Annotated in this window: 15 protein-coding genes; 4 read left to right on the top strand and 11 right to left on the bottom strand. The window is 73.3% G+C overall.

What is annotated here, in order from left to right; all coding sequences use genetic code 11:
* Nucleotides 1-76: 76 nt before the first annotated feature.
* Nucleotides 77-571, bottom strand: a complete 495-nt coding sequence (locus AC069T_RS29350; protein ID WP_478785625.1) for a DUF3145 domain-containing protein — start codon at nt 569-571, stop codon at nt 77-79.
* A 261-nt stretch (nt 572-832) separates the two neighbouring features.
* Between AC069T_RS29350 and AC069T_RS29345 the strand changes: the two genes are divergently transcribed.
* Both AC069T_RS29345 and AC069T_RS29340 read left to right on the top strand, forming a co-directional pair.
* On the top strand, nt 833-1,735 hold the full coding sequence (locus tag AC069T_RS29345) for an SGNH/GDSL hydrolase family protein (protein ID WP_478785624.1): 903 nt from the start codon (nt 833-835) through the stop codon (nt 1,733-1,735).
* Between the two features lie 54 nt (nt 1,736-1,789).
* Entirely contained in the window at nt 1,790-2,773 is a 984-nt protein-coding gene (locus AC069T_RS29340) for an aldose epimerase family protein (RefSeq protein ID WP_478785623.1), read from the top strand.
* Between the two features lie 49 nt (nt 2,774-2,822).
* On the opposite strand, the gene AC069T_RS29335 is transcribed toward AC069T_RS29340, so the two are convergent.
* The 3 genes from AC069T_RS29335 to AC069T_RS29325 form a co-directional block, all read right to left on the bottom strand.
* Nucleotides 2,823-5,774 carry a hypothetical protein gene (locus AC069T_RS29335; RefSeq protein ID WP_478785622.1) on the bottom strand — a complete coding sequence of 984 codons (2,952 nt, stop codon included), beginning with the start codon at nt 5,772-5,774 and terminating at the stop codon, nt 2,823-2,825.
* Between the two features lie 2 nt (nt 5,775-5,776).
* Nucleotides 5,777-7,624: an HSP90 family protein gene (locus tag AC069T_RS29330; RefSeq protein ID WP_478785621.1), complete on the bottom strand. Its 1,848-nt coding sequence runs from the start codon at nt 7,622-7,624 to the stop codon at nt 5,777-5,779.
* 247 nt (nt 7,625-7,871) lie between these two features.
* On the bottom strand, nt 7,872-8,858 hold the full coding sequence (locus AC069T_RS29325; RefSeq protein WP_478785620.1) for a hypothetical protein: 987 nt from the start codon (nt 8,856-8,858) through the stop codon (nt 7,872-7,874).
* Between the two features lie 386 nt (nt 8,859-9,244).
* Between AC069T_RS29325 and AC069T_RS29320 the strand changes: the two genes are divergently transcribed.
* Nucleotides 9,245-10,498: a pyroglutamyl-peptidase I gene (locus tag AC069T_RS29320; RefSeq protein ID WP_478785619.1), complete on the top strand. Its 1,254-nt coding sequence runs from the start codon at nt 9,245-9,247 to the stop codon at nt 10,496-10,498.
* A gap of 25 nt (nt 10,499-10,523) precedes the next feature.
* Here the strand turns inward: AC069T_RS29320 and AC069T_RS29315 are convergent, their stop codons facing one another.
* The 3 genes from AC069T_RS29315 to AC069T_RS29305 all read right to left on the bottom strand — a co-directional run bounded on the left by AC069T_RS29315 (nt 10,524) and on the right by AC069T_RS29305 (nt 13,122).
* Complete coding sequence (locus AC069T_RS29315; protein WP_478785618.1) at nt 10,524-11,432, bottom strand: EI24 domain-containing protein; 909 nt, start codon at nt 11,430-11,432, stop codon at nt 10,524-10,526.
* Between the two features lie 119 nt (nt 11,433-11,551).
* On the bottom strand, nt 11,552-11,971 hold the full coding sequence (locus tag AC069T_RS29310) for an organic hydroperoxide resistance protein (RefSeq protein ID WP_478785617.1): 420 nt from the start codon (nt 11,969-11,971) through the stop codon (nt 11,552-11,554).
* Between the two features lie 128 nt (nt 11,972-12,099).
* The gene (locus AC069T_RS29305) at nt 12,100-13,122 is read right to left on the bottom strand and encodes an NADP-dependent oxidoreductase (protein WP_358855728.1); all 1,023 of its coding nucleotides are present in this window, start codon (nt 13,120-13,122) and stop codon (nt 12,100-12,102) included.
* Between the two features lie 117 nt (nt 13,123-13,239).
* Here AC069T_RS29305 and AC069T_RS29300 point away from each other — a divergent pair, with 117 nt between their 5' ends.
* A complete protein-coding gene (locus AC069T_RS29300; RefSeq protein ID WP_478785616.1) occupies nt 13,240-13,671 on the top strand; it encodes a MarR family winged helix-turn-helix transcriptional regulator in 432 nt (143 codons plus the stop codon).
* 122 nt (nt 13,672-13,793) lie between these two features.
* On the opposite strand, the gene AC069T_RS29295 is transcribed toward AC069T_RS29300, so the two are convergent.
* The 4 genes from AC069T_RS29295 to AC069T_RS29280 form a co-directional block, all read right to left on the bottom strand.
* Nucleotides 13,794-14,048 (bottom strand): hypothetical protein, encoded by a 255-nt coding sequence (locus AC069T_RS29295; protein ID WP_478785615.1) that lies wholly within the window; start codon nt 14,046-14,048, stop codon nt 13,794-13,796.
* Between the two features lie 25 nt (nt 14,049-14,073).
* Nucleotides 14,074-14,793, bottom strand: a complete 720-nt coding sequence (locus tag AC069T_RS29290) for an SGNH/GDSL hydrolase family protein (protein WP_478785614.1) — start codon at nt 14,791-14,793, stop codon at nt 14,074-14,076.
* Nucleotides 14,790-15,260: a cupin domain-containing protein gene (locus AC069T_RS29285; protein WP_351267672.1), complete on the bottom strand. Its 471-nt coding sequence runs from the start codon at nt 15,258-15,260 to the stop codon at nt 14,790-14,792. The genes AC069T_RS29290 and AC069T_RS29285 overlap by 4 nt, the downstream gene beginning before the upstream one ends.
* A gap of 82 nt (nt 15,261-15,342) precedes the next feature.
* Nucleotides 15,343-16,179, bottom strand: coding sequence for an AraC family transcriptional regulator (locus AC069T_RS29280; RefSeq protein ID WP_478785613.1), 837 nt, complete (start codon nt 16,177-16,179; stop codon nt 15,343-15,345).
* Between the last annotated feature and the right edge of the window lie 320 nt (nt 16,180-16,499).

The raw sequence follows: 16,499 nt of genomic DNA, 5'->3' as shown, positions 1-16,499 counted from the left end.
AGCGCGTGTGGGGTGCGAACAGGGGGGGGGGACCCCCGTGGGGGGGGGTCCCCCCTCCCGTGTCCGTGACGGTGCGTCAGACGACCTGGTGGAGCCAGCGGACGGGGGCACCCTCGCCGGCGTACCTGAAGGGCTCCAGCTCGTCGTCCCAGGGCTTGCCGAGGAGCTTGGCGAGTTCGCCCTCCAGCTCGGTCTCGCCGCGCTGGGAGCGGACCAGCGCGGCGCGCAGCCGGTCCTCGGGGATCAGGATGTCGCCGTGGATGCCGGTGACGGCGTGGAAGATGCCCAGGTCGGGGGTGCAGCTGTAGCGCTCGCCCTCGGCGGTGGGGCAGGGCTCGGCGGTGACCTCGAAGCGCAGCAGATGCCAGCCGCGCAGCGCGGAGGCGAGCTGGGAGGCGGTGCCCGCCTCGGCCTTCCAGGAGAACTCGGACCGCCAGGTGCCGGGCGCGGCCGGCTGCCGGATCCAGTCGAGGCTGACGCGCGTACCGAGCACGCCCGCGACTGCCCACTCGACGTGCGGGCACAGCGCGCGCGGCGCGGAGTGCACGTACAGAACTCCACGTGTCGTCACCGGGACCTCCGGGCAGAGCGGGACATCTTGTAACTTGGCGGAACGGCAGTGGCAGGGCGGCCACGGGGCGAGGCTACCGTGCGGCGGCGCAAGGAGTGTGACGTACCGTCGGTCCCAGCGCGGAGAAACACCGAGGTTTCACCCGCCGGGACGCGTGCCGCTGTCCCGGCCGCGGGGTCACGGGCCGCCCGGGACGGGGCACGGCCGCTCACGGGGACGCGATGCCGACCGAGGGTGCACGACGAACGAGGGGAACTGGGGATGCGCGAGCGAAGCCACCGTTCACGGGCCGTCCTCGCCGTCGCGGCGGCGACCGTCCTGGCCGTCGCGGGCTGCGACGCCTCCGGTGGCGACGCGGCGGCCCCCGGGGGTGCCTCCGCGAAGGGCCGCCCGTCCCCGAAGCCGACCCCCGCGTGGGACCGCAGCCCGGCGTCCCTGGTCGCGGTGGGCGACTCCATCACGCGCGGCTTCGACGCGTGTTCGGTGCTGTCCGACTGCCCGGAGGTGTCGTGGGCGACCGGCAGCGACACCCGGGTGAACAGCCTCGCGGTACGGCTGCTGGGCAGGGCCGGGGCCGCCGGCCGGAGCTGGAACTACGCGGTGACCGGAGCGCGGATGGCGGACCTGCCGGCGCAGATGGTCCGGGCGGCGGAGCGGAAGCCGGAACTGGTGACGGTGATGGCGGGCGCCAACGACGCCTGCCGCGCGAGCGTCTCGGCGATGACGCCGGTGGCGGACTTCCGGGCCGAGTTCCAGGACGCGATCCGGACGCTGCGCGCGTCCCTGCCCAGGGCCCAGGTGTACGTGTCGAGCGTGCCGGACCTGAAGCGGCTGTGGTCCCAGGGCCGCGGCAACGCGCTGGGCAAACAGGTCTGGAAGCTGGGCATCTGCCCCTCGATGCTGGGGGACGCGGACGCCCTGGACGCGGCGGCGACCCAGCGGCGCGCCAAGGTCCAGAACCGGGTGGAGGCGTACAACACGGTCCTGGAGGAGGTCTGCGCCAAGGACCGGCGGTGCCGCTTCGACGGGGGCGCGGTCTTCGACTACCGCTTCGGTACGGCGCAGTTGAGCCACTGGGACTGGTTCCACCCGAGCCGCGACGGCCAGGCGCGGATCGCGGAGATCGCGTACCGGACGGTGACGGCGAAGAAGCCGGCCGCGTGACGGACGGCGTACGCGGGCGGGTGCCGGGCTCGTCCGCGGCGTAGGGTCTCGATCATGCCTAGCGAACTCTTCGGCACCCTCCCCGACGGCACTCCGGTCCACCGCTGGACGCTGGAGCGCTCGGGAGTGCGGGTGCGCGTCCTGACGTACGGCGGAATCGTGCAGTCGGCCGAGGTCCCGGACCGGGACGGGCGGACCGTGGACGTGGTCCTGGGGTTCCCGGAACTCGGCGGCTACGTGGCCCACCCGGAGCCCTACTTCGGGGCGCTGGTCGGGCGGTACGCGAACCGGATCGCGGGCGGCAGTTTCCCGCTCGACGGGCGGACCCACCAACTGGCGCGGAACAACGGGCCCAACTCGCTGCACGGCGGTGAGCACGGCTTCGACAAGCGGGTGTGGGACGCGCGGGCGGTGGCGCACGGGGTGCGCCTGTCCCGGGTGAGCCCGGACGGCGAGGAGGGCTTCCCCGGCCGTCTCGAGCTGTCGGCGACCTGCACGCTGGACGAGGACGGCGCGCTGCGGATCGCCTACGAAGCGGTCACGGACGCCCCGACCGTGGTGAACCTGACGAACCACACGTACTGGAACCTGACCGGTTCGGGGAACGCGGGCGGGCACGAACTGCGCCTCGACGCCTCGCGGTTGACGCCGGTGGACGCGGACCTGATCCCGACCGGGGAGTTCGCGCCGGTGGACGGGACGCGCTTCGACTTCCGTGCGGCGCGCAAGGTCGGCGCCGGCTACGACCACAACTTCGTACTCGACAAGGGCGAGAGCGAGACGCCGGTGGAGGTGGCCGAGCTGTACGACCCGCTGTCTGGGCGGCTGTTGTCCGTGGCGACCACGGAGCCCGGGCTCCAGCTCTACACGGCGGACCACCTCGACGCCTCGCTGCCCTTCGCACCGGGCGACGGCATCGCGCTGGAGACCCAGCACTTCCCGGACTCCCCCAACCGGCCCGAGTTCCCCAGCACGGAGCTGCGGCCGGGCCAGGTGTACCGGTCGGAGACGGTGTACCGGTTCTCCGTGCGGGACTAGAAAGGCGGGCGGTGCCGGGGCGGGGTGTCGCCCCGGCACCGCGCCCGGATCACTCCTCGTCGCGCAGCCGGGCCGCAAGCGAGCTCAGCGGCTCGCTCTCGGCGGTGTGCCCGAGGGCGGTCAGGCGGGACACCGCCGCGTCGAGGCGGGCGAGGGCGGGAACGGTGCGCTCCAGGTAGATGCCCTCCACGGCACCCGCGAGACGGACGCACTCGGCCCACTCGCCGGCCCGGTCCTGCTCGGGGCCCGGCTCGCCGACCAGGGCGAGAGCACGCTCCAGGGCGGCCAGGGCGTCCTCGTACTCACCGGCGTAGGCGTTGACCCGCCCGTGTTCGTAGGCCAGGGCGCTGTCCAGGGAGCGGCCGTGGGCCTCGTACCCGGCGGCGCGGGCCTCGTCGGCGACGCGGCCCGCGTCGGCCAGCAGGGCGAGGGCGCCGGCCAGGCCGTCGGGGCCCTGCTGCTGCGCCTGGTGACGGGCGAGTTCGCGCAGGCAGTTGCTGAGCTGCTCGTGACGCGGGTCCCGGGCGTGGGCGGCGAGTGCCTGGTCCATGGCCTCGCGGGCGCGTCCGAACTCCCCGCACTCGCCGAGCAGGACGGCCGTCTCGGCGGCGATCATGGCGTGGCTGCCCGGGTCGTCGTCCCAGGCGGCCGACTCCGCCGCGAGGGCGACGAACTCCGCCGTGGCAGCCTTGAGGTCCTCCCCCGCGTGCAGCGCGCGGGCGCGGGTCAGCCGCAGCTGGGCGGCGAGCCGGTCGTCCAGCCTGCCGGCGGTGACGTCCGGTTCGGCCAGCAGGGAGTCGAGCAGGGCGATGCAGTCCTCGACCCGGCCGAGGTCGAGGCTGAGCTGGGCGGCGTTGCTGTAGGTGCAGAACGCGTCGGTCCGGCTGCCGCCGCGAAGGTCGAGCTCGGCGGAGCGCGTCAGGTGCCGCAGCGCCTCGTCGGGACGGCCCAGGTGCATGCAGACCTCGGCCAGATCCGCGTGGAGGCGGGCGGTGCCGGCCACGTCGGCGGGCCAGTCGACGGCCAGTCGCAGGCCCTCGGCCAGGTCGTCGTGCGCCGCCCGCGGGTCCTGGAGGCCGAGCCGGAGCCGGCCTCGCAGGGCGAGCGTGCGGGGCAGGTGCCAGGCGGGGCCGTGGTCCCTCAGCCGGTGCAGGAGGGCGTCGAGTGCGGTGACGGCGGCGGGCAGGTCGCCGCGGATCGCGTGGGTGCTGGCCCGCAGCATCTGCGCGCCGGAGATCTGCGCGGCGATGTCGTGCCGGGCGGCGAACGCCTCCAGCAGGTCCACCTCGGCGTGGACCGGCGCGACGTGCTCCTCCTGCCCCGACGCCTGCAGCCGCAGGCCGAGCGCGGTCGCCCGCAGCCGCAGCAGCCGGGCCTCCTGGTGCGGGGCGAGACCGGCCGTCTCCTCGTGCAGGCGGACCAGGGACGCGTGGGCGGCGGTCAGCGCCGCGGCCTTCCCCCCGGCCGCGTCGTCGCCCCCGGCCGCGTCGTCGCTCTTCGCGGGGAGCTCGGCGGCGGCGAGCAGGGCGCAGGCGCGGGCGAGCGCCGCGTGACCCGGCTGCCCGGCGTCTTCGTACAGGCCCGCGGCCTCCTCGTGGAGGGCGACGGAGACGGTGAAGTCGTCCTTGTTGCCCGCCCGGTTCGCCTCGTCGGCGAGCAGGTCCGCGCGCAGCCGTACCAGCGGGCCCACCGCGGGGTCGTCGGGGTGGGTGTAGTCGCGGGCCGCCGCGAGCGTGCGCAGCCGGGCCCAGCAGGCCTGCGCGTCGGGGTGCCCCTGCTCGTCCAGCGCCCGTGCCCGGAGGATGAGTTCGGGCAGCGACTCGGGGACGCCTGCGACCGGGCGGGCGGGGGGCGCGGCGACGGGGGCGGCCACCTCGTCGAGGCTGCGGGTGCGCAGGGTCAGTTCCAGTGCGTCCAGCAGCGGGGCGCGGTCGAGGCGGGCCCGGCGGCGGTCGGTGTGGGCGGTGGTGCCGTTGCGGGCGTCGAAGCGGGCGGCGAGGTCGTCGGCGCGCCCGCGGACCTCGGCGCGCAGGCCGGTCACGGTCCAGGTGCGGCCCGCGTAGCCGGCGGCGGGCAGCTCGCCGTGGCCGAGGAGTTCGACGCGCTGGAGGAGGACCTCGACGCCGGTGAGGAAGTCGAACAGGTCCAGCGGCGAGTCCACCTCGCCGAACAGGTTCCGGTTCTCGGCGAGGAGTTCCAGGCCGCGTGCCTCGTTGCCGGTCAGCGCGCAGAACTCCAGGTGCCGGCCGATCTCGCCGGACATCGAGGGGTTGCGGCGGCAGCTGCGGTAGCCGGCGACGTGCAGGGCGACGGCCCGGTCGGTGCGGCCGGTGCGCAGCAGGGGCAGCAGGGCGTACGAGACGGAGCGGGCCGGCTCCTCCTGGCAGGATTCCTTTCCGGCGAGGACGGGCTCCCAGGTGCGCAGCGCGCGCTCGTCGTCGCCCGCCTGGAGGTGGTACCGGGCACGGTCGCAGATCTCGCAGGCCTCGCAGTCGCTGAGCCTGGAGCGGGCGCGGGCCGCCCACAGTTCGTAGGCGGGGGTGATGCCCTCGCCGAGGTGCGCGGCGAGCAGGTACGCCTGTCCGTAGTAGGGCTGGAGGTCGAGGCCGGCCTTCTCGTACCGGTCGCGCATCTCCGTCAGCCACTGGCGCAGGCTGGCCAGCGGTATCTCGGGCAGCGCGCGCAGGGCGCCGGCCACCCACTTGAACCGCCAGAACAGCAGGTGGCGCAGGCGTTCGTCGAAGACGTCGGGCTGCTCGTCGAAGAGGGTGAGCAGGCGGGCGAAGACGACGGGCGACTTCCGGGGTTCGGAGCCGTAGGTGTACGCCTCCTGGAGTTCGAGGAGTGCCCGGACGAGCGCGAGGGGATCCTCGAACTGCTCGGCCGCCTCGACGAGTTCCTCGGCGGTGACGGTGCGCGTGCGGCCGTAGGGGCGCCGGTCGTTGTCCTGGAGCGCCTGGTACAGCTCGTCGGTGTTCTGGGGATGGGGTGCGGTCGGCATCGTCAGCTGTCCTTGCGGAGGGCGTGGGCGAGAAGGTCGAGGAAGGAACGGTTGATCAGGCTCGATTCGGCGGGCCTGAGGGGGCGCCGGGACAGCAGTGCGGCCTGGCCGTAGAGGGCTTCGGCGCTGGTGCGGGCCAGCTCGGGCTCGTCGATGGTGACGGCGGTGCGGACCAGCGGGTTGAGCTGGTTGAGGATCAGCTGGGCGCGCGGGGCCTCCTGGCGCAGGGCGCCGAGGATGTCGCCCCACAGGCCGCCCTCCTGCTCGCGGGCGAGCTGGGAGCGGGTGCGTTCGTGCCGGGCCTCGCGGCTGTCGACGAGGAGGGCGGGGGCGGAGGCCGGCTGGAAGGTGCGCAGTGCGACGTCGCAGTCGAAGACGGCGAGGGCGTCGCGGGCCAGGGCGAGGTAGGCCGCGGCGGCCAGTTCCGTCTCCCGGTCGACGGGGTCGAGATGGGCGGTGAGGGTCGCCGGGTCGAGGTCGGCGACGCTGGTTTCGGGCCTGATCTCGGGCAGCCGGTGCACGAGTTCGCGGTCGTAGGTGTAGCCGCCGTTGACTACGCCGAGTCCAGCCGCCGAGGCGATCGCGGCGACCTGGCGGAACTCCTCCACGCTCGACGTCACGAGCACGGTGCGGTGGGTGCGCGCGAACTCGTCGAGGGTGGCGTGCCCGTCGGTGGTCTCGAACGGCAGCCAGGGCAGCAGCATCCGCAGGATCTCGTCGTCGTGCACCGCGAGCGACTTCACGGCCAGGTGGTGGACCTGGAGAAAGCGGGCGAGCAGGTCCGGGTCGTTGGCGGCGGCCCGGGCGATCCACGCGCGCAGCCGCTCGGCGAGGGCGTCGCGGACGGCGGCCAGGGTGTCGTCCTCGTACAGGGACTCGCGGGACGCCGTCGGGCGCAGGCTCTCGGCGTCGACGACGCAGCGCACGAAGAACGCCCACTCGGGCAGGATCTCCTCGGCCTGTTCGGACAGCAGCATGCCCTTGACGTGCACGCGGTGGCCGTGGCGGCGTCCGGCGGGCACCGCCTCGGGCAGGACGCAGGCGATGCCCTTCAGACCCACGGCCGGCAGGTCCAGCTCGATGGTGTCCAGCGGGGCGAAGCCGATGACCTCCTCGCCGTACGCGGCCAGCGCGCGGGCACGCGCGCCCGGTGTGGGATGCCTGCTCACCCAGGGCGCGGGCGCGGGGTTGACCCGGGCGGGCGGGCCGCCGGTGCCGTCGTCGAAGGTCACCGGGTGGCGCAGCAGCGAGCCGAAGTGCCGGGCCAGCGCCTGCACCTGCGTCGGCCGGGTCCACTCGCCCGCGTCGGCGCGGGGTGTCAGCGTGACCGTGGTGCCGGGCCGGGGGCGGGCGGAGGCGGGCAGGGTGCGGACGGTGTAGCTGCCGTCGCCGCGTCCCCGCCACTCCACGGCGACCGCGTCCGGGGTGCGGGCGGAGCGGCTCAGGACGTGGATCTCGTCCGCGACCAGGAAACAGGAGAGCAGGCCGATGCCGAACTGGCCGATGAAGTCGCCGCGTTGCTCGGCGATCAGGTCGGTGCGCTTGCTGCTGCGGCCGATGGTGGCGAGGAAGGTGTGCACGTCGGCCTCGGTGAGTCCGACGCCGTCGTCCTCGACGCGTACCGCCGAGCCGTCGGCGTACAGGCGGATGCCGAAGGCGCCGGCATCCGCGTCCGGTTCGAGGCGGTGCCGGGCGGTCAGCGCGTCCACCGCGTTCTGCATGAGTTCGCGCAGGTAGACGCGGGGGCTGGAGTAGAGGTGATGGGAGAGGAGGTCGACGAGGCCGCGCAGATCCACCTGGAAGGTGCGGTCGGCGCCGGCCGGGTTCGCGGCGGTGTCGGGCAGAGTCATCGGGCAGTCCGGTGTGGGAGGGGTGACGGATGGCGGGGCCCGGTCCCGGCGTGCGCTCGGGCACGGCGGTGGCGGGCGGGCCGGGACGGGGGGCGCCCGGGCACGGCGGCGACGGCGGGATTGTGGTCCGCCGTGCGCTCGGGCGCGTGGCTGGGGCGGTACCGGGGCCGGCGTCCGGTCGGGCACGCGGCGACGGGCTGGGCCCGGTCGGTGTGCGCTCCGGCGGGGCGGCCGGGGCCGTGGGCGCTCAGGCGCGGCGGTGGCGGCGGGCGAACTGCTTCTCGGGGTCCGCGAAGTAGGTCCACGGCCAGGTGGTGTAGGCGCCGTCGAGTGCCTGGAAGACGCGCCGCACGGTGTGGCGCTCACCGGCCAGCGACAGGGCCATGGCGAACATGTTGAAGTCGTGCTGCCAGCCGGGGCGGCGCGCGTACGCCGGGTGCAGGATGCTGTGGTCGGCCGCGCTCCGCAGCTCGGCCTGGATCTCGGCGGTCTCGAGACAGTCCTCGCGGTCGGACTCGACCCAGTCCTCGATGTGCGCCATGGCGACCACGCAGCCGAGCCGGTGTCCCTGCGGGGTGCGGGCGAGCGCGTCGCGGGCGAACGTGAGGGCCTGGCCCGGCTCGCCGCCCCAGCGGGGCTGCAACTGCGACACCCACTCGACGTGGACGTCCAGGTCCAGCGGCTCGCGGCGCAGGGCGGCGTCGAGCCGGGCCTCGTTGACGGCGGATCCCAGCGACATGCCGCGGCCGGAGGTGAGCAGGCGGCGCCACGGCGTGACCCATTCGGGCCGCAGTTCGGCGGTTTCCAACAACTGTTCCTCGGCGATCCGGAGCCGCTCGCGGAAGACGCGCCACTGCTCCTGCGTGACGTTCACGGCGCGCTCGGCGGTGCGTGCCTCCCAGCCCCAGCTGACGTGGCGCGTCCCGGATATCAGCAGCGCCGTCGCCCGGTGCTCCTTGTCCTCCTCGACGGCCCGCCCGATCCAGTCCTGCACCCCGTCCAGGTCGGCCAGTTCGCCGAGGACCTGGTGGTCGCGGCCGAGGTCGAAGGGGACCAGTGCCGCCTTGACCGCCTCCCAGTCACCGGCGTCCGCCGCCTCGACCAGGGCGAGGACCCGGGTGTCCCCGAGCGCGCGCAGCTTGTACATCCCGTTCTTCTGCCTGCGCGAGGCGGGAATCGCGTGCGGATCGGCCGCCGGTCTCTCCGTGTCCCTGCCGAACAGCTTGCCCAACATGCCGTGTCCTCCCCTGGTCCCGCGTGATCGTCCGGTGCAGCATAGGCGGCCCCACCGACACCGCTTCCACAGGGTTTTCACCGGCCGTGCACGCTCCAGGACCCGTCCTTGCGCCGCGGACGGCCGACACGTGACGAGCCCCGGCCCGGCCGTCAGGTTCCGGGCCGGGGCTGCTGAGGGGCGTCCCGCGGTCACGCCTCGACGATCGTGCGCATCCGACGGCCGGTGAGGGAACGGCCTGCCGGAACCCCGTACGAACCCTTCACAGGACGCCACGGACCGGCGGCCCCGCCCACCCGGGCCACGCACCGTGGCGTGCGCCCCGTGCGTCACGCGATACTGCGGCCGTTCGGAGCACCCCACGGCGACGGAAGGCACGAACTCCCTTGACTCACGCACGCGTTCGCATCGGTGTACTCGGACTTGCCCTGGTGGCGGGGCTCGCGGCCACGCCCGCCGCGACGGCGGCCACGCCCGGCACGGCGGCGGGAGGCTCCACCGTCGAGGAGCAGCGGCTCGACAGGGCGGCGCCCCGGGAGATCCTGCGGCGGTCCGGATTCGACACCGTGGCCCCGCGCTTCGGCCGGTCCCTCGACGCGGCGCGCTCGTACGCGCAGGCCGAGCGCCTCGTCGTACGGGAGGCCGGACGGCTGTGGCGGCGGGCTGTGGACCGGGCCCAGGGGCGCGGCCCCGCGGGCGGCGACCTGAGCCGGGACGACGACCGCCCGCTGTACTGGGCGCGGCTCGGGATGACCCGCGAAGTCCGCACCTGGGAGCCGCGGTTCGCACTCACGGACGGCCAACGGCGTTCGCTGTCGGCCCGGCTGGAGGAAGGCTCGCGCGGGCAGAACGCGGTCCGCTACCCGCACGGCCGGGGCGTGAAGCGGATCCTGCTCACCGGGTTCGACCCGTTCACGCTGGACCGTGACGTCCGGATCTCCAATCCCTCGGGCGCGAGCGCGCTCGCCCTGGACGGGACGACGATCGAGACCGCGGACGGCCCGGCCCGCGTCGAGACGGCGGTCTTCCCCGTCCGCTGGCAGGACTTCGCCGACGGGACGGTGGAGCGGACGCTGCGCCCGCAGCTCGGCCGCGTGGACCTGTTCGCGACGGTCAGCCAGGGCCGGGTGGGGCGGTTCGACGTGGAGCGGACCAACGGGGCCTGGCGGGGCGGTTTCCCCGACAACGAGAACGTGTCGCGCACCGGGACCGTCCCGGTCGCCGACCCGGCCTCGCAGCCGCAGTGGACGTCGACGACGCTGCCGTACCGGGCGATCGTGGCCGCGGACACCGGACGTTTCCCGGTGTACGACAACACCTCGGTGACCGAGATACCGGCGGGCGGCACGGAGCCGGTCGTCCGGCCCGGCGGTCCGACGCCGGGCTCGGCGGCCCGGGCCGGTGGCGGCGGCGACTACCTCTCCAACGAGATCGCCTACCGCGCGACGCTGCTGCGCGACCGGCTCGGGCTGCACGCCTCGCTGCCGGGCGGCCATGTGCACACGCCGGTGCTGGAGTTCGGCACGGGCAACACGGACCCGGCGGCCGGCGCGGTCACCGATCCCGGGTTCGTGCGGAACCGGCTGGACATCATCGCCCAGGTCCGGTCGATCCTGCGGACGGCCGCCGACGCGGAGTAGACCCGGCCCGCGGCGAAGACCTCCGTCAGGCGGTGGCACCCTTCCCGCCGCCCGGGTACGGCGTGCCGGGGTGACCGCCGCCCGGGTACGGCGTGCCGGGGTGACCGTCACCCGGGTACGGCGTGCCGGGGTGACCGCCGCCCGGGCGGGCGCGGCCGGCGTCGGCGTCCTCGCCGTCGGGCTCCCCGGACCGTTCGCCGAGCAGGTCGCGGGCCATCAGCGTGGCTCCCGCGACCGCGCCCGGCATCAGGAAGACGGCGACGAAGGGGACCACGAAGGCGACGGCGAGCGGGGTGCCGAAGCCCCAGACCAGGGCCTTGCGGGAGCGGAGCAGGGCGAGGCGGTCCCGCAGCTCGACGCGGCGGCGCTGGAGGGCCACCCCGGTGAGCTCCTCCGTGAGGAAGAACCCGGTGACGAAGAACCCGATCACCGGGACCGCGGTCTGGCCGGCCACCGGGACGAAACCGAGGGCGAAGAGCAGGACGCCCCACACGAGGGCCCGGACGAGGATGCGGAGGCTGTCCCGGCCCGAGATCCACAGCTCGCGCCAGAGCGGCAGGCCCGACTCGGGGGCGGTGCCGTCCGGGGAGACGTCCCGGTCGACCCGCTCCGAGAGGGACTCGTAGAAGGGCTGGCCGACGAGCAGGGTGACCGCCGTGAACGTGAGCACGGAGAGGGCCAGGGCCAGGGCGAAGAGGACGACGGTGAGGAAGCCGCGGAAGAGGCCCTGCCAGGGGCTGCTCCAGTCGTCCGCGAACGGGGTCGCCCAGGTCGTGAAGTCCTGGCCCCAGAGGGCGAGGGCGGTCAGGGCCGCCGCGTACAGCACGAGGGTGATCAGGCCGGGGAGCAGTCCGAATCCGTACTGTTTTCCGTGCCTGGCGACCCATCGCTGACCCTGCGCCAAGTAGTTGAAGCCCGCCCCGAGATCACCCATGGGCCGAACCTTACCGGGCGCTACGGACGGGGCCGCGGAGACGGTGTCCTGAGGCGGCGGGCATGACGGAGGCCGCACCCCGGCCGGGGGTGCGGCCTCCGTATGTGTGACGGGCGCCGTCAGACGAGCGTCACGGTGATGTCGCCCCGGGTCGCCTTCGAGTACGGGCACACCTGGTGGGCCTGCTCCACAAGCGCCCTGGCCGTGTCCGCGTCCACGTTCGGGAGCGAGGCGGAGATCTCGACGACGAGGCCGAAGCCGCCCTCGTTCCTGCCTATGCCGACCTTCGCGGTGACGGTCGAGCCGGTGAGGTCGGCCTTCTGCTGGCGGGCGACGACGCCGAGCGCGCCCTGGAAGCAGGCGCTGTACCCGGCGGCGAAGAGCTGCTCCGGGTTGGTGCCGGCGCCGCTGCCGCCCATCTCCTTCGGCGGGTTGACGACGACGTCGAGCGCGCCGTCGTCGGTGGCGACCCGGCCGTCGCGCCCGCCCTCGGCGGTGGCGACGGCGGTGTACAGGACGTCCGACTGCTGGATGGACATACGGTGCTCTCCTCCTTGGTCCGCCGCGACTCGCGCCCACGATCGCGACGACTTCGGAAAGAAGTTACCGCATGCCGGAAGGCAGGCGACAGGTCCCGCACCGCCATGGGCGCGCGGGCTCCCCGGGCTCAGAGCTTGACGATCATCTTTCCGGTGTTGTCGCCGCGCAGGACGCCGAGGAACGCCTCCAGGTTGTTCTCGATGCCCTCGACGACCGTCTCGCGGTGCTTCAGCTCACCCGAGCGGACCCAGGCGCCGACCTCCTCGACGAACTGCGGCTGGAGGTCGTAGTGGTCGCCGACGAGGAAGCCCTCGATGCGGCCCCGGGTCTGGATGAGGCGGGCGAGGTTGCGCGGGCCGGGCGCCGGCTCTGTGTTGTTGTAGACCGAGATCATGCCGCAGACGGCGATGCGGCCGTCGCGGTTGAGGCGGCCGATCGCGGCCTCCAGGTGGTCGCCGCCGACGTTGTCGAAGTAGACGTCGATGCCGTCCGGGGCGGCCTGGCGCAGCTGCTCGTTGACCGGGCCGCTCTTGTAGTTGAAGGCGGCGTCGAAGCCGTACTCCTCCACCAGCAGCTTGACCTTCTCGTCCGAGCCGGCGGAGCCGATGACGCGCGAGGCGCCCTTCAGCTTCGCGATCTGGCCGACCTGGCTGCCGACGGCACCGGCGGCGCCGGACACGAACACGGAGTCGCCCTCCTTGAAGGAGGCGGTGCGCAGCAGGCCCGCGTACGCGGTCAGGCCGGTCATGCCGAGCACGCCCAGATACGTGCTCAGCGGGGCGGCCTCCGGGTCGACCTTGACGGCGTGCGCGGCGTCGACGGCGGCGAACTCGCGCCAGCCGAGGAAGTGCAGCACGTGGTCACCGACGGAGATGCCCTCGGCGTTCGAGGCGACGACCTCGCCGACCGCGCCGCCCTGCATGACCTTGCCCAGCTCGAAGGGCGCGACGTACGACTTGGCGTCGCTCATGCGGCCACGCATGTACGGGTCGACGGAGAGGTACTTGTTGCGCACGAGGACCTGGCCGTCCCGCGGCTGCGGGACCTCGGACTCGACGAGCGAGAAGTCCCCGGGCTCGGGCCAGCCGACCGGGCGGCTGAGGAGGTGCCATTCACGGCTGACGGCGGGGAGCTGGGGCGTGTCGGTCATGGGGCGCCTTCCTGTACGGCTTGCGGAGCGGCTCTCGCACCACGGATGTTTCATTACCTGAAACAACCATGCTCCTGAATATTTCAGAATGTCAAGTAACCGGGTAGCCTGGAGCCCATGTCCCCGCAGAAGACCCGCCCCGACTCCCTGACGCTCGAGGTCGTCGACCTCATCGGCAGTGTGGTGGCCCGCTATCACGCGGAGTACGAGGAGGCGGCCGCCGAGCACGCGCTCACGGGCGCACAGGCGCGGCTGCTCGGCCTGCTCACGCTGGAGCCGCTGCCGATGCGGCGGCTGGCCCAGCGGCTGCGGTGCGAGCCGTCGAACGTGACGGGGATCGTGGACCGGCTGGAGGCCCGGGGTCTCGTCGAGCGGCGGCCCGACCCCGCGGACCGGCGCGTCAAGCTGGCGGCGCCCACGGAGGAGGGCCGCCGGATCGCCCGCGGTCTGCGCGACTCCCTCGACTTCGCCCGCGAGCCCCTGGCCGGCCTCTCCGACGAGGAGCGGCTGTCCCTGCGGGACCTGCTCCAGCGCATGCTCGACGCCTGACATCCGCCCGCCGGGCGACGCTCACTTGACGGCCGCCGCTCGATACGGCGGGACGGGGGCCGCAAGCTGCGCCCGTAGCCGGCGCATTCGTCCCGGGCTTCGGACGAGCAGCACACGGTGTCCTAACCGATGGCACCGAACTGCTGCCCGAAGCCATCGACATCCAGCACGGGCAGTGCCTCCCGAACCGCCCGAGAAACGCTGCTGCTCGTCATCGACAGAGCCACCGGCTCACCGAATGGAGTCGCGGTCGACGACAGCAGCCGCCACGGGACCATGACCCAGGTGCCCTCGCGGTGGTCACGCAGCCGGACGAGCCGGATGTCGTAGGCGTTGACTGCCTGGATCGGATGCCACCTCCGCGTGGTGGATGGCATCCGACTGGCCGGGCGCTGGAACCAGCTACGCGCTCTGGGGCAGCAGACCGGCGTCGATGACCTCAGCGACAAGGGTGGCGCCGCGACTGTTCTGGTGGATGTGGTCGGTCGTGAGCACGAGGCCTCGCCGCCGCGAGATCGTGTCGAGGCTGCGGCGCAGCACTGCGTGCTGGACGAGGACGCCGACGACCGCTGCGGGCGTCACCTCCCGGTATGAAATCGGCGGCGGGTCCGCTTGGCGCAGTTCCTCGATCTGGCGTTCGTGCAGCGGAAGGTAGGCCACCTCGTTGGTGGCGGCGACCTCGGCGATCATCCGGCTGTACGCCTGCGATGCCTGTGCCGCTGCTCCTTCGAGTTGTTGGCCGAGTACCGGTAGCGACAGCAGACCGATCGTCGCGTCGGTCTCCGCTCGCAGCCGTGCGACGACGGCTCCCAGGCACTGTTGGAACCAGCCGGCCGACGGGCGATCGGGGAGCTGTTTGCGCTTCATGGCTTGCTCGACGGGGTAGCCGGCGAGGCTCGCTCGGGCGTCGTTGGTCCCGATCAACACGGTGATCACATCGGGTGGGTTCGTGACGACAGTATCGAGGCGCTGCAAGAGGTTGTAGGCGAAGTCGCCGTTGGCGCCGAAACGGGCAAGCTGCACGTCACCGGGAGGGCGGCGGCGTCCGAGAAGATCCAGGTAGTCGACGCTGAACTGCGCGCGGGTGAGGCTGTCGCCGAGGCACGCGATGCGTGTCGTCACGGCGCTTCCTCCGGGCTGGGCGTGCCGACGCGTTCGGTCGGGCGGGTGTCGGTCCGAGGACGGTGGTCGGTGCCGAGGGTCGCAGTGATGGCCAGGATGGACGTCGGCCCCTCCATGTCGACGACGTGCCATACCCCGGCCGGGTTGATGGTGGCCTCGCCCGGCCCGAGCAGAACACGGTCGGGGACCCCGTCCACGTCGCGGGTGACCGTCACGGACCCGCTGAGGCAAACGACCAGTTCGTCGCCGGCAGGGTGGCTCTCCCAATGGTCGCCGAGCCCGTCGCCGTCGAAGATCATCACCATCCGGCCCTCGGCGCCGTCTGCCGCGACCGCGGCGCTGTAGGCCTGGAGCACCTCCGGGTCCCAGGTGAAGCCCTCGACGGGTTTCGCTCTCGATCCCAGTCCGAGGTGCACGGGGGTGGTCCGCAGGTCCATGGCATTGCGTTCGTGGTTGACGAGTCTCATGCCGACGATCGTCCACGCCGGCGATCGGGCGGTCTTGAAGAAAAGGGAAGAGAAGCCGACGCGACGGGCAGACGGTTGGCGGCTACCCGGCTCCGAGGAGGACTTCGCTGCGACGCCAGGCCGTCGGCGATCGGCCCGTGAACTCGCGCCAGTCCCGAACGAGATGGGCCTGGTCGGCGTAGCCAGAGACGGTTGCCACATCGCCCCACGGGAGCGGGTCCTGCGCCGACGCCAGTTCGTGCGCGTGCTCGAAGCGCAAGACTCGGGCGAAGGTCTTCGGCGACAGGCCCACCTCACCGCGAAACCGCTCGGCGAGGTACCGACGGCTCCAGCCGAGTTCCGCGGCGACCGCACCAACCTGGACGCAACCCCGCGCGGCGACGAGGCGGCGCCATGCCTCGGCTACCTCGGGGCGCACCCAGCGCACATGGTCGCCGCAGGCGTTACGGCCGACAGCTCGGAGGAGCAATTCGTCCAGCGCGGTGAACCGCGCCGCCCATGTTGTCGCCGATCGGAGCCGGTCGACCAACTCGACGGCAAGCGCTCCGAGAAGCTCGTCAAGTGGGACCAGTCGGTGGGCGAGCTCGGCGGCGGGCATGCCGTAGATGGCCCGGGCCCCGAGCGGTGTCAGCGATACCTGAACACCCTGCTGGCGTCCGTCGTGGTGAATCGCGACGGACCGGCACATCAGACCGCCGGCCACGCTGCCGAATCGGGTGACCGGTGACCCGTCGTCAACGCCCGCCGCCACCTCCAAAGGATCTGACAGGCTGATCACCGCAGTGAGCGCGCGGCTCGGCGGGCCGCAATGCACCCCCGTCGGGAGCCCGCGGAGGTCGAAGCCGACATACGAGTTGACGTACTGCCGCAAGACGGGCGCCGGACGTGCACCGATCCCGATGGCCGTGTGGTCGTCCATCTTCGTCAGTGTACGAGCCGCCCAGCACAGGAAGATCACCGTACAAGGGCTGATCACCGCCGTTTGCGGCTGGTGACGCGGTTCTTACCGGCACCCCGTCACACAGCGCATGTCCGTCGGCCGTAGCTATACGAGAACAGGGCCGAGGAGTGCGCCACCGCCGCGGCCAAGTCCCCGGGAGCCGCCGCGCTGATCGCGGACGGCAACACAGCACCGACGAGAAGCGGGGGGGGGGGGGGGGAGGGGGGGGGGGGGGGGGGGGGGTGGGGGGGGGGGGGGGGGTGGGGGGAGGGGGGGGGGGGGGGGGGGGAGGAGGGAGG

The sequence above is a fragment of the Streptomyces sp. NPDC043867 genome, assembly GCF_056435845.1.
The sequence above is the reverse complement of the archived record's forward strand: the minus strand, read 5'-3'. Positions and strand labels throughout refer to the sequence as shown.

What these genes read in the sequence shown, in the direction of transcription:
- AC069T_RS29345 (WP_478785624.1), top strand. Translation starts at nt 833, where the DNA reads ATGCGCGAGCGAAGCCACCGTTCACGGGCCGTCCTCGCCGTCGCGGCG.
- AC069T_RS29340 (WP_478785623.1), top strand. Translation starts at nt 1,790, where the DNA reads ATGCCTAGCGAACTCTTCGGCACCCTCCCCGACGGCACTCCGGTCCAC.
- AC069T_RS29335 (WP_478785622.1), bottom strand. Translation starts at nt 5,774, where the DNA reads ATGCCGACCGCACCCCATCCCCAGAACACCGACGAGCTGTACCAGGCG.
- AC069T_RS29330 (WP_478785621.1), bottom strand. Translation starts at nt 7,624, where the DNA reads ATGACTCTGCCCGACACCGCCGCGAACCCGGCCGGCGCCGACCGCACC.
- AC069T_RS29325 (WP_478785620.1), bottom strand. Translation starts at nt 8,858, where the DNA reads ATGTTGGGCAAGCTGTTCGGCAGGGACACGGAGAGACCGGCGGCCGAT.
- AC069T_RS29315 (WP_478785618.1), bottom strand. Translation starts at nt 11,432, where the DNA reads ATGGGTGATCTCGGGGCGGGCTTCAACTACTTGGCGCAGGGTCAGCGA.
- AC069T_RS29310 (WP_478785617.1), bottom strand. Translation starts at nt 11,971, where the DNA reads ATGTCCATCCAGCAGTCGGACGTCCTGTACACCGCCGTCGCCACCGCC.
- AC069T_RS29305 (WP_358855728.1), bottom strand. Translation starts at nt 13,122, where the DNA reads ATGACCGACACGCCCCAGCTCCCCGCCGTCAGCCGTGAATGGCACCTC.
- AC069T_RS29300 (WP_478785616.1), top strand. Translation starts at nt 13,240, where the DNA reads ATGTCCCCGCAGAAGACCCGCCCCGACTCCCTGACGCTCGAGGTCGTC.
- AC069T_RS29295 (WP_478785615.1), bottom strand. Translation starts at nt 14,048, where the DNA reads ATGCCATCCACCACGCGGAGGTGGCATCCGATCCAGGCAGTCAACGCC.
- AC069T_RS29285 (WP_351267672.1), bottom strand. Translation starts at nt 15,260, where the DNA reads ATGAGACTCGTCAACCACGAACGCAATGCCATGGACCTGCGGACCACC.
- AC069T_RS29280 (WP_478785613.1), bottom strand. Translation starts at nt 16,179, where the DNA reads ATGGACGACCACACGGCCATCGGGATCGGTGCACGTCCGGCGCCCGTC.